The organism is Endozoicomonas sp. SCSIO W0465 (genome assembly GCF_023716865.1).
Classification (GTDB): Bacteria; Pseudomonadota; Gammaproteobacteria; order Pseudomonadales; family Endozoicomonadaceae; genus Endozoicomonas.
Map to the genome: position 1 here is coordinate 6,183,564 of NZ_CP092417.1, position 15,613 is coordinate 6,199,176.

The 15,613-nt window shown below is 49.3% G+C and carries 15 protein-coding genes; 10 read left to right on the forward strand and 5 right to left on the reverse strand.

The window, feature by feature from the left end:
- Positions 1-544: 544 nt before the first annotated feature.
- Positions 545-991 carry a thiol-disulfide oxidoreductase DCC family protein gene (locus tag MJO57_RS27805; protein WP_252020356.1) on the reverse strand — a complete coding sequence of 149 codons (447 nt, stop codon included), beginning with the start codon at positions 989-991 and terminating at the stop codon, positions 545-547.
- 194 nt (positions 992-1,185) lie between these two features.
- On the opposite strand from MJO57_RS27805, the gene MJO57_RS27810 reads away from it, so the two are divergent.
- From MJO57_RS27810 to MJO57_RS27835, 6 genes are read left to right on the forward strand one after another with little or no spacing between them, the layout of a single operon-like run.
- A complete protein-coding gene (locus MJO57_RS27810; protein WP_252020358.1) occupies positions 1,186-1,878 on the forward strand; it encodes an energy transducer TonB in 693 nt (230 codons plus the stop codon).
- Positions 1,879-1,933: 55 nt separating this feature from the next.
- Positions 1,934-2,692, forward strand: coding sequence for a MotA/TolQ/ExbB proton channel family protein (locus tag MJO57_RS27815; RefSeq protein ID WP_252020360.1), 759 nt, complete (start codon positions 1,934-1,936; stop codon positions 2,690-2,692).
- Positions 2,689-3,129, forward strand: a complete 441-nt coding sequence (locus tag MJO57_RS27820) for a biopolymer transporter ExbD (RefSeq protein WP_252020362.1) — start codon at positions 2,689-2,691, stop codon at positions 3,127-3,129. The genes MJO57_RS27815 and MJO57_RS27820 overlap by 4 nt, the downstream gene beginning before the upstream one ends.
- The gene (locus MJO57_RS27825; protein ID WP_252020364.1) at positions 3,126-4,055 is read left to right on the forward strand and encodes a hemin ABC transporter substrate-binding protein; all 930 of its coding nucleotides are present in this window, start codon (positions 3,126-3,128) and stop codon (positions 4,053-4,055) included. The genes MJO57_RS27820 and MJO57_RS27825 overlap by 4 nt, the downstream gene beginning before the upstream one ends.
- On the forward strand, positions 4,045-5,127 hold the full coding sequence (locus MJO57_RS27830; RefSeq protein ID WP_252020366.1) for an iron ABC transporter permease: 1,083 nt from the start codon (positions 4,045-4,047) through the stop codon (positions 5,125-5,127). Before MJO57_RS27825 ends, MJO57_RS27830 begins: the two co-directional genes overlap by 11 nt.
- Before the next feature lies 1 nt (position 5,128).
- Positions 5,129-5,935 carry a heme ABC transporter ATP-binding protein gene (locus tag MJO57_RS27835; RefSeq protein WP_252020368.1) on the forward strand — a complete coding sequence of 269 codons (807 nt, stop codon included), beginning with the start codon at positions 5,129-5,131 and terminating at the stop codon, positions 5,933-5,935.
- 79 nt (positions 5,936-6,014) lie between these two features.
- Here the strand turns inward: MJO57_RS27835 and MJO57_RS27840 are convergent, their stop codons facing one another.
- The gene (locus MJO57_RS27840; RefSeq protein ID WP_252020370.1) at positions 6,015-7,565 is read right to left on the reverse strand and encodes an AAA family ATPase; all 1,551 of its coding nucleotides are present in this window, start codon (positions 7,563-7,565) and stop codon (positions 6,015-6,017) included.
- A gap of 100 nt (positions 7,566-7,665) precedes the next feature.
- Entirely contained in the window at positions 7,666-9,180 is a 1,515-nt protein-coding gene (locus MJO57_RS27845; RefSeq protein ID WP_252017330.1) for an IS66 family transposase, read from the reverse strand.
- A gap of 306 nt (positions 9,181-9,486) precedes the next feature.
- On the opposite strand from MJO57_RS27845, the gene hutW reads away from it, so the two are divergent.
- The 4 genes from hutW to MJO57_RS27865 all read left to right on the forward strand — a co-directional run bounded on the left by hutW (position 9,487) and on the right by MJO57_RS27865 (position 13,200).
- Positions 9,487-10,875 carry a heme anaerobic degradation radical SAM methyltransferase ChuW/HutW gene (gene hutW / locus MJO57_RS27850; protein ID WP_252020372.1) on the forward strand — a complete coding sequence of 463 codons (1,389 nt, stop codon included), beginning with the start codon at positions 9,487-9,489 and terminating at the stop codon, positions 10,873-10,875.
- Complete coding sequence (hutX, locus tag MJO57_RS27855) at positions 10,872-11,372, forward strand: heme utilization cystosolic carrier protein HutX (RefSeq protein ID WP_252020374.1); 501 nt, start codon at positions 10,872-10,874, stop codon at positions 11,370-11,372. Before hutW ends, hutX begins: the two co-directional genes overlap by 4 nt.
- 170 nt (positions 11,373-11,542) lie before the next feature.
- Positions 11,543-11,947 carry a hypothetical protein gene (locus MJO57_RS27860; RefSeq protein WP_252020375.1) on the forward strand — a complete coding sequence of 135 codons (405 nt, stop codon included), beginning with the start codon at positions 11,543-11,545 and terminating at the stop codon, positions 11,945-11,947.
- Between the two features lie 41 nt (positions 11,948-11,988).
- Entirely contained in the window at positions 11,989-13,200 is a 1,212-nt protein-coding gene (locus MJO57_RS27865) for a transposase (RefSeq protein ID WP_252020377.1), read from the forward strand.
- Here MJO57_RS27865 and MJO57_RS27870 read toward each other — a convergent pair.
- The gene (locus MJO57_RS27870) at positions 13,162-14,382 is read right to left on the reverse strand and encodes a hypothetical protein (RefSeq protein WP_252020379.1); all 1,221 of its coding nucleotides are present in this window, start codon (positions 14,380-14,382) and stop codon (positions 13,162-13,164) included. The two genes, MJO57_RS27865 and MJO57_RS27870, sit on opposite strands and share 39 nt — an antisense overlap.
- Positions 14,383-14,485: 103 nt before the next feature.
- A complete protein-coding gene (locus MJO57_RS27875) occupies positions 14,486-15,547 on the reverse strand; it encodes a DegT/DnrJ/EryC1/StrS aminotransferase family protein (protein ID WP_252020380.1) in 1,062 nt (353 codons plus the stop codon).
- Positions 15,548-15,613 lie beyond the last annotated feature (66 nt).

Consider the following 15,613-nt stretch of genomic DNA (forward strand, 5'->3'; position numbering starts at 1 on the left):
TTTTTTTGTACCAGTGTTGGTGTTTTCAGCAAGCGGGTAACAACCCTGTCTGTTTTTTTGTTGTTACGGTTCGGCAATAAGGGTTACCAAGCCGTAGTAGACGCATCATATTGACTATTTATACGAAATGCAAATCATTCTCATTTAGCTTTGTATAAATATTTGCACGGAAAGAACAGAAGACAGCTAAGAAAATTTAATTTCAGGGAATTGAATTAGCCCGAATATTTCATAAACGCTGCTACAGTTCGAGCAATTGATGCTTTTGCACTTCGTTCCCACGGTCCTGAGGGTGTCACAAAACCCTCGTTCCCATGCTCTGGAGGTTGTCGCAAAACCCTCCGGACACCTCGTTCCCACGCTCCGCGTGGGAATGCATACCGATCCCACCACAAATACCATACTCGCATGGAGCCCCCGAAAACCCTACCAGGCAGTGGCTCTTTCTCATGCTGCCAGATCCGTATGCATTCCCACGGGGGACCATGGGAACGAGGTGCTTGTGTATGTATAACAACGCTTGGCTGCACTAGTTACACGACGGTTATCTTTTGCACTCGTTTTTACCCAGGATTGGCCCCAGGCGGCGGGATATGCTATGACGGTTTTTTGCGAACAGTTCGTAACCAAGGTCAGCAATACAAGCGACACCCGGCCAGCGTAAGGGAGCAATAATGCATCCCATACCAACCGCCTCCCAGGCTGCCAGGGTAGCATCCACCCCTTTAACAACACGCCCGTCAGCCAGTTTTGCGTGAATCAAGCGATCCAGCTCTACTACGTCAAATTCCGGATATTTTTCCTGAAAACCGTCCTGTCTAATATCAACCAGCTTGAGCAGACCTTTTCGGTTCTTTTTCGACAGATGATCAACCTCGCGCCTGCATAATGCGCAGTCACCATCGTAAAACAGCGTAACCGGCAGGGATATATCTTTTCTTTTTAGTACCATAACTGTGTATACCGAAGGTGATAATGCAGCTGTGACCATGAGGGTCCTGAACAGACACTTTTTTTCTGCTCTTTTACGGTCCGGATAGTGTTCCAGATCAAACAATTAATGGATATTACTGATTAGCACAAATAATGCGAATTATTATCATTTAGGTTATTGAACACATTTTATGCTTCGAGTAACCTACGCTCCTGCTGTTAGCTCAATTAACTCTATTACTGTTCCTGGTCATGCCTAAAAGAGCTTTATTCACCTTGCTGATATCCATTGCGACCCATGTGGCCGTGGTGGTTGCGCTGGACCACCAGGAATCTGAGCCCAGAACCATCCATATGGGTTCTATCCAGGCACCGGTTTCCCTGAGCTTTTCAACGGTCAGCCAACCCAGGCCTCCGGTGGAAGAGCCGGTGGTTAAGGAGCAACCCAAGCCTGAACCAAAGGTCGTCCAGAAACCGATAGAAAAGGCCAGGCCCGTTCTTGAGAAGAAAGAACCCAAAACTGAGCCTGTAAAGAAAAAACCCAAAAAAGTTGTTGAACAGCCAAAGCCGGTAGAGAAGAAAAAGCCTGAAGTGTCTCAGCCAACTGAGCCCGTCATGGAGCAAACCGTTACGGAAGAGAGCCAGTCCCCGGGACTGAGCAATGAACCGGTGATGGTGACTGAGCCGGAAATCCGTGATTGGGTTCAGCCCCGTTATCCGAAACTGGCTCAGCGGAGAAATCAGCAGGGCGTGGTGATGCTGGATGTGATTGTGGATGAACGTGGTCATCCGATCACCATCGACATTCTTGAGTCATCCGGTTTCCCCGTTCTGGATAAGGCGGCAATTGATGCCGTTAAACGCTGGTCATTCAAACCAGAACAACGAAATAGCCGATTTGTGAAATCCCGGGTGCATATCCCCGTCGCATTCGAAATCAGTTGATTCAGCAAACCATTTATAGACATCTATAGAGATCAAATACCGAGCAGGTAACGCCATGTTGACAGAACATCTTGCATCACTGGGGATCATGGCCTGGCCATTACTGATCACCTCTTGCCTTGGCCTGGCCATGATTCTTGAGCGGCTGGTGACTTATGCCCTGCTGCCTTCGCTGAACCGCAAGGGATTGACCGGGCTGTTTAATGAGGTACGTCAATGCTGTGGTTGCGAGAAGCACGCAAAAAGCAAGAGCGACCTTTGTCAAAATCTCTGCCAGGGCAAAGGGATTCGTCAGGGTATCGCGGTACTGCTGAGCCACAACACCTGTGAAAAGTCAGTGCGTGAAGAGGTTGCCGGCCTGTGGTTGCTGAAACAGAAGCGCAACCTGAATGCCTGGCTGAAGCCATTGATGCTGATTGGGGTACTGTCGCCAATGCTGGGCCTGCTCGGTACGGTACTGGGTATGATCGATATGTTCCGTGATATCGCTGCCGCAGCCGGCCCGGTCACGCCGGATATTCTGGCAGCAGGCCTGTGGCAGGCGATGTTCACCACGGCGTTCGGCCTGATCATCGCCATTCCGGCCCTGGCGGCAGCTCACGGTTTTGGTGTCTGGGCTAACCATTATCTCGCCAGGCTGGAGTTTGCCCTGAATCACACCAACCTGCTTCTGGAAGGCCTGACCATGGACGATGACGGTTTGGCAACGGCGCCTTCAGCCTCCACCGTTAATAGCTTTGCTGTAAAAAAAGAGAGGAACGGCTCAAACACCGGCTGCCCTGAAGTAATCGATGCCGGAGCGGTAGCGGCATGATTCGCATCAACGACATTGATGAAACCAGTGCCTCACTCTCCATGGCGGACCTGACGCCGCTGCTGGATGTGGTGTTTATCGTCATGGTGTTTCTGCTGTTTACCGCCAATGTACAAACACTGAGCCTGCCGGTAGAACTGCCCCAGGCCACTCAGCAGGAGGCATCGCTTACCACAGCACCCAAAACGCTGACCGTCAGTATTCTCGAGCAAGGTGCACCCTGGGCTATTGGTGAACAGAAGTTTGACCAGTGGGAAGTGTTCGCCGTGTCACTACTGGAAAAGGTCAAGGCAGCTCCGGATACCACGGTGCTGATTGCCGGTGATAAAGATGCCCCGCTGGGGAACCTGGTTAAGCTGATGATGTTTTTCAGCCAGCACAAGATTGACGCTGCGCAAGTGTTGATGGAACAAGAAAATGGAACAGACGACTCATGAAGAAAATGTTTAAACCTCTGTTGCTCTCTACCATGATGGCCACCGTAATGGCTGCTTCTGCAGCCACCAGTGCCAATACTGCAATGGCTCACGAGTCACAGGAAAATCGACGCATTGTTTCGGCCGGCAACGGGGTTACCGAGATTATCTACGCCCTGGGCGCTGGTGATCAGGTCATCGCCGTTGACCAGACCAGCACCTGGCCACTGGAAGTCAACCAGCTGCCAAGGCTCGGCTATCATCGGCAGCTGTCTGCTGAAGGCATTCTGGCGCTGCAACCAACCATGCTGATTGGTACGCAAGACATGGGACCACCTTCCACTCTGGCGCAGCTGGAAAGCGCGGGTGTTGCAGTGGAAGCCCTGCCGCTGAAGCATACTGCTGAAAGTATTGAAAACCAGATCAAGTCGCTTGCTGACATTCTTGGCAAAGAAGAACAGGGCAATGCGCTGTGGGCAGACATTGAAGACTCCCTGAATGAGGCAAAAGCGCTGGCAGCCTCTTATGAAAAGAAGCATGAGAAGAAAGTACCGGTTCTTTTTGTCCTGGCCATGGGCGGACGCTCACCAACCATTGCCGGTACCGGTACAGCGGCTGATGCCATGATTGGTCTGGCCGGTGGATACAACCCTGCAGCAGAACAGTTTAAAGGGTATAAGGCGCTCTCCAATGAAGCCATGCTGCTGTTGGCACCCGAGGTGATTATTTTCCCGGGTTCAACCAGTAATCCGGACATGACCCCGGAAACACTGCTGGAACAGATGCCAATTCTGCAGCAGACACCTGCCGGTAAAAACGGTCGGGTAGTTGCCATCGATGGTAATCTGCTGCTGGGCGGCCTCGGCCCAAGAACGGGCGACGTGGCATTGTCTCTGGCGAAATCCTTTTACGTAGATCAAGGTAATCCATCCTCCCATGAGTCGTAACCATCAGGGGGCACTGCTGTTAACCACCCTGGCAATCCTGCTGCCAGTCGTGGTGATTGTGTCCATTGGCGTTGGTGCTGTGCCAATTCCTGCAGGCGATATTCTGACCATACTGTTTGACCGGCTTGGTTTATTTGGCAGTCCTGAACTGACAGGCAGTCTTGAACTAACAGACAGCTCTTTAAGCAGCCAGTCAGCGCTGATCATTGAGTCCATACGTCTACCCAGAACCCTGCTGGGTCTGATTGTGGGCGGCGCCCTGGCCGTGGCCGGTGCATCCATGCAGGGCTTGTTCAGAAACCCGCTGGCTGATCCCAGCATTATCGGCGTATCCAGTGGTGCAGCCCTGGGCGCAGGCATTGCTATCGTACTGGGCGGCCTGCTGTTCGCTGGTGCTCCCTCCCTGTTTCAAAGCTACAGCGTTTCCATCCTGGCCTTTGCTGGCGGCGTGTTGTCCACCTGGCTGGTGTATAAAGTCGGCACCACCAACAATGGCACGTCTGTTGCCACCATGTTGCTGGCCGGTTTGGCTATCAATGCCCTGGCCGGGGCGGGTATGGGGATGTTGAACTATGTCGCTGACGATAACATGCTGCGCAACCTGACGTTCTGGCAAATGGGCAGCCTGGGTGGTGCTACCTGGGACCTGGTGATTATCTGTGCCACCCTGCTGGTTCCGGTTATCCTGTTTCTTGGTCGTTACGGCCTGGTACTGAACGCGATGCTGCTGGGTGAGTCTGAAGCCCGCCACCTGGGCATTGATGTACAGAAGGTCAAGCTGAAACTGATCTTCCTGACGGCGTTAGCGGTGGGTGTCTCGGTTTCTGTCAGTGGTGTCATCGGCTTTGTGGGATTGGTGGTTCCCCATCTGATCCGCCTGGCCGTCGGCCCGGACCATCGTATTCTGCTGCCAGCCTCAGCCATGCTCGGCGGTATTCTGTTACTGGTAGCGGATATGATTTCCCGCACCATTGTCGCCCCTGCTGAACTTCCCATTGGTATTGTTACTGCCTTGATGGGTGCCCCTTTCTTCCTGTCACTGTTGTGGCAGCAGCGTAAAAGGATTGCCTGATATGGCCCATGGTAATGGTAAGGACAGTGCAGCGAAAAACACTCTGGACGTTCAGGGCGTATCGGTTCAGATTGGCGGCAGGAACCTGCTTCAGGACATTAACCTGACCCTGAAGCCCGGCGAAGTGGTTTCTGTACTGGGCCCGAACGGTGCCGGCAAAAGTACCTTGATGAAAGTCATCAGTGGCGAGAGAAAACCATCCAGTGGTGGTGTTCTGCTTAATGGTCGCAATGACTGGCCATTGAACCATCAAGCCTTAATGCTGGGTGTTTTGCCACAGTCATCATCTTTGAGTTTTCCCTTTACGGCGGAAGAAGTGGTACTCCTTGGCCGGATTCCCTGTGCCAGTCATCATGATGAAAATCTGATGATTACCCGGGAAGCGCTGAAGAAAGTCGATGGTTTGCATCTGAAGGATCGTCATTACACCACACTATCCGGTGGTGAGCGTCAGCGCGTTCATATGGCACGGGTGCTGGCACAGATCTGGGATGAAAGCCCTTATGGCCAGCGTTATCTGCTGCTTGATGAACCCACATCGGCACTGGACCCGGCCCATCAGCAGTTGACCCTGAAGATGGCCAGACAGGAAGCGGACCAGGGTATCGGTGTTATGGTCATCATGCACGACCTGAATCTGGCGGCACGGTACTCAGACCGGATCGTCATTCTCAAGAATGGAAGAATGGCGGCGGAAGGAACCCCTCATGAGGTTCTTACACCGGTCACCATTGGGCAGGTGTTTGATATTGAGGTGAGTGTATCTGAGCATCCGGCCTATCACTGCCCACTGGTCGTGAATCATTAATTGCGTGTTTCCATCCCTATGACGGCCTGGCGATCTTGACGATGATGCGCCAGGCCATATTCTGGTCAAACAACCCACTTCATCCACTTGCCTGCACCGGCTGTTTGCCCCATTGTTCAGCCTCATTCCCGGCAGGGGGCAGGCTGTTTGGTGCAAAGCTATGGGCAAATTGCTCAAAGATCCGGGCTATATATTTTTCAAGGGAGCGCAGCCCCGGGTCCTGGTCCGTTTCAATAAAGGCATGAATCATCTCACGACCACTCTCTGGCAAGGTAAAATCGGCAAAAAGCTTACCCGCAGACTGATAGCGCCTTTCTTTGTTGGGAACCATAATGTCAAAGGCAATTTTCTTTTTCGTCCTGCTATCAAAACCTTCAAATACAACTTGATCCAGCCTGGAAGCTATTGCTTCGAGCTCAGGGTCATGAGTACTCAACTCATGAATATCGCGGTTACCCGCAAGAATGATCGTGTCAGGTAAACGTACATCTGTTTTCAGGTAGGGATTGTAGTAGGAGCGATTGGACGGATCGAGCAACTTCAACATAAACGACAGAACATCTTTGCTTTTCTCGTTTCCGGAGATGAACAGTCGATCAAACTCATCAATCAACAGAACCTGATTATGATGATTAATGTCCAGGCTTGAGTCCGTACGGGCAATGATCGCATCAAGAATTCTACCAGCTTTGGCATCGTCACTTTCAAAAGGGGTTCCGACAATATCATCAATACTTGCACCATCCAGACTGACAAAGGCAAGATTCGTTCCCATTGCTTCAGCCAGCTGTTTGGCAGCATGGGTTTTTCCGGTACCCGGTGCCCCCAGAAAATAAATCGGGTAATGGCTGTCAGCAATCGAGGCATCGGTCTGCTGGTAAATCAACTCAGAATGAGCAAACAGTTTTAGCCGATCGGCTACATGGGCTGGATAGTCGCGCAGAACGTCATCAATTTTTTCTTCATCATACACCAGTTCCTTGGCGTAAAAAGGCAGCCTTAATGCTTTATCCAGAATTTTCTGCAACCGGCCAAGCGCTATACTGCCGGGGCTTCGCCAGAAACTGTAAAACAGTTCATCCTCAATGTAATGTTGTGTGCGCTTATCCAGCAATGCTTTCTTGGCGCCATAGTTCAGTATCAAATTCTCTTCTGCAAGCTTGGGTGTAAATATTCCATAATAGATATTCATAGTGAATGGAACAAATGTCGCGAATGTGATGGCGACGCCCAAACTAAGAGCCATATACGCTAACAGGGAATTAACAGTCGAACGGTTAAGTATAAAATCCGAAAGGGTGACTTCATAGGCATGCAGGGTCGCTCCAACCATGAAAGCAGGAATATAAAACGCAATATAGGGTAGCGACTCATACAAGGTATACTCCCTCAGCACCCAATCATACTGTCGTTTTGCTTCAGCCCTCCCTGCCCTTACCTGAGTACCAATTGGCTGACCCGCATATCCGCCGACGTTAAGCCGATCAAAGAAACGGTTGTTGGCCATATACTGCCTGACATAACTGATATGTAATGTATCCGGCGTAACCGGCGTCACATCTGCCTGAGCGATAGGATACAAAAGAATAGAAAATAACAGGGAAATACAAAACTGCTTAAATTGCTTCATTAATTTCAACCTTATTCATTCAGATCGATTGATCATTCGAATAGACGATATTTGTTAATCAAGGTTCACGTAGAGCAACTTTTTACTGAAATTTTTGTAACTATTCAGCACTGAGCAAAGGCATATTACAGTAATTCCGAACAGCTCTATGAAGTGATTGATATATGTCCATTCCCTGTTTTCTGGCAGACGACAAATAGCTGCGAATCCGTGCAAACATAGAACCACCGTCTGCACTCCTGAAGCAGCCTGAGATTTTCTGCTTTAACTTGGCCATTCGAACATCCCGCTCACTGCCATTGTTATCGAAGGGAATGGTAAAATCTGACATGAAGCGCAGTGTCTCAGCCTTGAACTCAGTGAGTCGTTTGAAGAGATTGTAAGCTTTAGTATTCTTGACTTTCTTGCGCTTAAGCTCCTCTCGTTGCTTCTCCATATAGACGACTTCTTTCATTAGAGCCCGCTGAAGCAACCGGTCATAAATCTTCTCGATTCGTTCACAGACAACACTTGGCATCTGTAGCATACCTATGGTCTTAAAGCCCTTGCAGTAATGCCAGGAAAGCCTCAGTAGCTTCATCAATCGCAACGCCAGTTGATTGCTGTCCCTATCAACAACACCCAAAAGCTCCCTCAGGTGATGGGCATTGCAAAGTACGTGAGTTGCCGCATATGCAAAATAGGATTTCCAATGATCATGAACCAGAACGCCTGCAAATGTTAGCAGTATGCCCATCGTGTCCATGGCCTCACGACCTCGCTTTTCAGACAAGTAGTAGAGCGTCCATTGTTCATCCCGCATAACGTGTAGCCAGTGCAAAGAGCCCTCGGCCCGCATACCCGTTTCATCGGCTCCGGCAACAGACGATTCCCGCAAGGCGTCACGAATAACCTCTTCAGTAGAAGCCAGATTTTCATAGGTTCTGGCCACAAAATTGGCGACAGTGCCTGCACTTACACTCATTTTATAGAGAGTATTAAAATACTCTGACACGCGCTTAAAAGGCAGGAAATGGTATTGGTTAAGATAGACGGCCATAGCCTGTGTGGCTGAGCCATATTGTGCGGCAGCGGTAACACCTTCCGGGAATTCAGCCTGATTCCGACAACCACAAGTGCAGATTTTTACTTCAGCTCTATGGGCCGTTACTTCAAATTCACCCGGTCTCCCTGGTTCAAACACCTGTCGTTCAATATATTTGACCGGCTCACTATCAAGAAGAGACGCCTGACATTTATTGCATTCTTTAACCGGAAGGTACTCAATATAGTCAGGGATATCGACCTGTTTAAGACAAGTGCCCTGATGCCCTTTCTTTCCACCGGCTTTATTACCAGAAGACTGTCTCAGACTTTTAGGATTGGGTTTTTCATCCGATGGATCGGTACCTTTATCTGCGGAAAGGTCGTCAGAATGATCTGGAGAATTACTGTTTTTACAAGGTTTTTGATAACCATCAGACGATGGCGGCTTGCTGCTGTTTTGACTGTTCTTGCCAACCTTTTCTTCCAATTCTCGACATCGCTCTTCCAGACAGGCAACTCTCATCCGCAGCTCTGCATTCTCTTTCAAGAGAATCTCAGCCGACATAGTTGCGGGTAGTTCTGGAATCATGCTGGCGAATATTGTGGAAAAATGGTGCTTAAGAGGATGGTATAAAAATCAGAAAATTCCAGATTTATGTGGGGGTGCTGAACAGTTACAAATTTTTTACTGAAATTTAATCGCTGAAATTTTGGTAACAATTCACGCCAACGGATGAGTCCAGCAAAGATTAGCCTTCCTCCCGCGTAACCACACCAGTCAAATTGTGGAAAGCCGAAATTTTTCACCTGAAATCTGTTGATCTGTATCAATTGCACACCGCCTGACAAATACAAATAATAATAATTCTCATTTTTAAGTTAGAACAATCCAATTATGGTTGCCAGACACACCCTGGGTCCCGAGCTGACCGGGATATCATCCCCCGATCCACTGAAGTTTGCCTTTGCCGGCAAGAAGTCAGCCCATACCCACAGCGGCTCCATTGCGGTTCCTGCTGAGCAGATTCAGGAGGTATACCAGCAACTGATGGATAGCCCGGCAAACCCACAGCTGCTGGCTTCCGGAAAGCGACTGGCCTATATTCAAATTCCTTTCTGCAGGACCCATTGCTCTTACTGCGGTTTCTTTCAGAACACCACAAAGAACGATGAAATTGCCCGCTATGTCGATTACCTGGAGCGGGAAATCCGGATGTCAGCACAGGATGCCTGGGCCCAGGCAGGCCTGTTTCATGGCGTTTATTTTGGCGGTGGCACGCCAACCGACCTGACACCAGAGCAGATTATTCGCCTTGGCAATGCCGTTCGTGAGTCTTTGCCATTGGCCAATGATGTAGAGATGACCTTTGAAGGCCGCTTCCATGGCTTTGATAACGACAAAATCGCCGCCTGTCTGGAATCCGGGTTTAACCGATTCTCCCTGGGCGCACAGAGCTTTAATACGACTATCCGCCGCCGCATGAGCCGCATTGACTCCGGTGAATTCCTGCTGGAAAGGCTGGACTATTTAAACAGCCTGAACAATGCAGCGGTGGTCGTCGACCTGATATTTGGTTTGCCCGGCCAGACCATGGATGACTGGGAGCAGGATCTTCATACTTTCCTGCAATCCAAAGCCCATGGTGTCGATCTTTATCAGCTCATTCTGCTGGGTTCCAGCCGGATGAAACAGTCCATTGAAAAAGGTTCCATGCCAGAACCGGCCAGCTCACCGGAGCGCGCAGAAATGTTCCGTATGGGGGTAGATATTCTCAGCTCCCATAAAGTGGGTCGACTGACTGTCAGTCACTGGGGAAGGGATACCCGGGAACGAAACATCTACAACCATGGCGTAAAATCCGGGGCCGAAATCATGCCGTTTGGTTCCGGCGCCGGTGGTAACTTTGCCGGACATAATGCCATGAGCCTGAGAACCCTGCCCGCTTATTACGAAGCCCTGGATGCCGGCAAAAAACCCCTCATGATGATGAGTAAGGCCACGGGTAACAAGCCGCTACTGGGAACCATCGGCTCCGGTTTTGACCGGGGCTGGCTGGACATTGGCAAGCTTGACCAAGTCGGCGGTGTCGGCATGAGCGAACACTGCATGCCGCTCTTTGCAGCGTGGCAGGATAACGGTCTGGCCACCATTCATCATGGTATTCTTGACCTGACGCTGCCGGGACAGTTCTGGAACGTCACTATGCACCAGGCACTGATTAATTTTCTTGAGCTCTTTGAGCATCCCCCATTAAACAGACAAAACACGGAGAAAGCTGCATGACTCTGGCTCAACAGGTGCAGGATATTCTGACCGAAAACCCGGCAATGTTGCCTGCCGAAATGGCTAACCAGCTCAATGCCAGCGAACTGGATGTGATTCAGGCCATGCCGGCTGACATGGTGACATTGATTGATGCCAGCCATTACCTGGATGTACTGCGGGACATTAAAACCTGGGGTGAACTGACGCTGGTTATTGATGTGGACGGTTCTATTTTTGAAATGGTCGGTCACTTTCCGAAAGGCGGTGAGAAGTTCGGCTATTACAATCTGAGCGACCGCCGGACACCACTGAAAGGACACCTGAAGGTGGATAATGTGGCGGTTATCGCCCTGGTGAGCAAGCCATTCCACGGGGTAGCAACCCGCTCGGTTCAATTCCTGAGTAAAAAAGGCCGTATGTTGTTTAAGGTTTACCTGCGTCGGGATAAAGAGCACAATTTCTTACCTGAGCAGCTGGAGAAATTTGAGGCGCTCAAAAAGCTGGCTACCGCCTGAACCTGCTCAGCAGCTCTTGCTTATGCAGCCACTACAACCATTGTCAGTGGCTGTTTTGTTTAAGCACTTGCTCATGTACATAAGGCTAATTTCCAGCGACACCATTTCGGGTAATTTCTCAAAAAGTGCTGGAAGCAGGATAATTTCGGTCAGTCGTCTATCCTCTCACCATGGCTTTTCTAGAACACCAGCAGTTACAACCTGAAGATCTACTGAGATTCATCACTCAGCAGCAAGAGCAGATCATTCAGCTCAAAGAGCAGATAGAATTGCTTGAAGCAGAGATTCGTCGTCTAAAAAAACTGCCCGCAAAGCCTGACATCAAACCAAACACCAAACCTCCCGATGATGACACCGGCAGCCCTGATGGAGATCCATCCGCTCCTGAGGGTAACGATGGAGCCAGCCCAGACACCTCGTCAAAGCAGAAGGTTAAGAAGCCCAACGAGAAAACCAGAAAGCAGCGTAAACAGCCCGAAAGCCATCGGCGGAAAAATCCATACCCATTGCTGCCACTGATGTTCCGGAGGGATCAATCAGGAATGGAACCACCCCTTTTCATGTTCAGGAACTGACAATACAAACATCCAGTATTGAATATCTTTTAGAGCAATGGGTGACACCCGATGGACAAACCATTACGGCCAAACCGCCAGCCAGCCTTCATGGACATCATTACGGGCCAATGCTGCAGGCCTACGTTCTGCACCAGTATCATGGTTGCTCCGTTACCCAGCCAGAACTGCTGGACTGGCTATGGGACATTGGAATCTCTATTTCCAGCGGGGAACTCAGCCAGCTTCTGACGAAAGGACACGAGCAGTTCCATGCTGAGAAAGATGAGCTGTTGACTACAGGTATTCGCTGTTCAAGTTATATCCAGACAGACGACACGGGAACAAGGCATAAGGGGAAGAACGGTTACTGCACCATCATCAATAACGAGTCCTTTGCCTGGTTCGAGAGCACAGACAGCAAAAGCCGGGAAAATTTCGTAAGCCTACTGCACCGCCCATGGTCAACTTACACGTTCACCGACGATGCCTTGATCTATCTGGAAAAACTGGATTACCCCAAAAAGTGGCTACGCGTTCTTAATCCATACAGAGGCGTCACCTTCCTGAGCCATGAAGCCTGGGAAGAATGTATGAAAGACCTGAGACTAACTGGTAGACGGCGCCAGCAGGCCAGTGAAGCCATGATTTATGGCAGCCTGATACAGCATGGAGCAGGACATCTTACCACCTTCAGTGATGGGGCAAGGCAGTTCGACGTTTTCAAACACAGCCAGTGCTGGATACATGCAGAGCGAGGGCTGGCAAAAGTTCATCCGGTCAATGATCAGCAGGCCATGGCTCAGAAATGGCTTCGGACATGGTTCTGGGCCATTTACGATGACCTTAAAGACTTCAAGACAGAGCCAACTGAAAAAAAGGCAATAAAAGTACGACAGGGGTTCCAGGCGCTGATCCAAACCCAAACGTGCAGTGGGCTTCTTCAGGATGCTCTGTCAGGGTTGGCTGTAATCAAGGAAGAGCTATTACTGGTTCTGGATGACCCGAGCTTACCGCTGCACAACAACCTGAGCGAGAGTCAGATACGAGAATATGTTAAACGACGAAAGATCAGTAGTGGGACGCGAAGCGATTTGGGGCGGCAATGTCGCGACACCTTTGCCAGCCTGAAAAAAACGTGTCGCCTGTATGGTCTCTCTTTTTGGGATTATCTGAAAAGCCGACTAATGGGCGATGGGTTATTTCCGAGATTGAGTAACCTGATTGAGGAGGCTTCACGTCATCTTCCGTGTGGTGCTGCCAGCAGTTTTTGAGAAATTACCATTTCGGCTATCTTTCGTCTTTTTTTCAGCGGCACTGTAGTGAAGAAAACGGTTATCAACGTAAAGCGTCGTTTTAGCCGTTCTGCTTTCGAAGATCGTCTGAGCATCCCTGTCAACAAAGCCAACCCCGTGAATATAGTCACACCCCGGAATCAAAACAAGATTACAATCAAGCTCTTTAGCCAGAATCCAGCCTTCGATTCCATGACGCCCCCAAAATAGGCCTTGATCCATTATCTTACGTTTGTAGTCGTTTATAGTAGTGTATGAGTCCAGCCCCTGGCTCTTACCATTTTTCAAAATCATCTCCCTGTATTGATCTTTATCTGCCGCATTATTCAATATAACTTTAAGAACAAGATAGGGGTCAGACTCTCCCTCTGCCCGGGCGGCCAATACTGTCAGCTCTTCCTGAAACTGGTTCAACAACTGCGTTTTCTTTTCAGGGGGAACCCCTTGCCATAAAGCATCGTACAGACAATCGCCATGATCACTGGTTTCTGAGATCTGATATTGATCCTGGGTATTCAGTTTATACCGGTAGCATTTGAAAATGCCTTCCACCATTGTTCTGCATTGCTCTGTATCTTCCAGTAAATATTGCTCTTTTATTGTTGGATGTTTTGCAAAGTAATCTGGAAACCGGTCTTTCAATTCTTGAAACAACGTTATTCTGAATTCAAAATCCATCCCGTCAGAGCCAAAATATTGATGCTCCAACTCTTTTAAAAAATCCATATCGGTGACAGTTCTTTCAGGATTGGCAACTCTGCCGCTATTTGCTGAACAAGATACCCGCCCATTGAGCAAATGAGCAGACTCAGCAGCGTTCAATCCAGTCCTGTCCACAGGTACTCTATCGGGCATTGTTGCAAGCGTATCGCCTTCCCCATGGCTGCTTCTTTTCACGTACAGATACCCCTTAGCCCCAAAATATAAGGCTCCCGCCAAAGAAGTGATGACTGGCAATGAGATATAAATTTCCGGACTCCTTTCCCTGATACCAATCCATGTACCAACAAAGCAGGTAACCAAACCTCCAGTCAAAACCATTGTGGATGCGGTATCTTTAAAAACCGACACTAAAAAGCCTCTCCAGCTGGCATTACCAACGGGTGGCCGGGAGGCTTCTTCTGATTGATACAATCTGTCAATGGAGGTTACCCGCTCCATTGGCCCACTTGAGAACATCTATAGGCTCCAAAGGATCACTTATACAAAATTCCAGACTTTCCTTTATAAAACTATATATTTTTAAAACTATATATTTATAAAACTATACAGCTCTGATCAATTCATCAGCAACCAATTGAACCTGCTCTCTGGTCATATTGGGATAGATAGGCAATGAAAGACAGTGTTCAGCCAGTTGCTCGCAGACCGGCAGTTCAACGATACTGGTATGATCTGCCAATGCCCGCTGTTTATTTAACGGCAAAGGGTAATAGATGGCAGTAGCAATACCTTTACTGGCAAGGCGCTTTTTGATCATATCTCTACCGGAAGGCAATACTACCGTAAACTGGTGATAGATATGTTCCTCACGGTCATCAGGAAATATCACTTCCGTATCTTTTAACAGTTCACGGTACCATTGGGCCAATTGTTTTCGCTGAGCATTAAACTCATCAAGATGGTTCAGTTTAACTCTCAACATGCCCGCCTGAATCTCATCCAGACGACTGTTGTAGCCTGAACACTCATGATAGTACTGGCGGGCACTGCCATGATTGCACAGCATCCGTACTGTTTCGGCAGCTTTTAAGTCGCTGGTAATAACCAGGCCACCATCACCAAATCCACCGAGGTTTTTACTGGGAAAAAAACTGAACGCACCAAGCAAACCGAAATTACCGATTTTGCGGGATTGATAAGAAGCCCCAAACGTCTGTGCACAGTCTTCCAGCAGAATTAAGCCGTGACGATCACAGACCGCCTGAATCTCGGATAGCGCCGCAGGCAAACCAAACAGATGAACCACCAGCACGGCTTTGCAACGGGAAGTGATGCTTCGCTCCAGCTCAAGCGGGTCCATGTTAAATGTCTCAGAGTCTATATCCACCAGAACGGGCGTTGCCCCCACCTGCATAATGGCTTCAGCAGTGGCAAAGAAGGTATAACCGGTGGTTAATACCTCATCACCTGCACCTATACCGGCGGCATGGAGGGCAAGAACCAGTGCATCTGTGCCATTTGCACAACTGATGGCGTACCTGGCGCCAAGGTAATGAGCCACTTCCTGCTCAAAAAACTCGACTTCTTTTCCCATGATGAAACGGCCACTGCGTAATACATCAAGTGCTTTTTTTCTAACTGCGCCTGTATTGGTCGATGCCATGCCTGCACATCCACCATTGGTATGGTATTCATGTTTTTTTGATTCATGGCTCCCCTTTTACAGTGA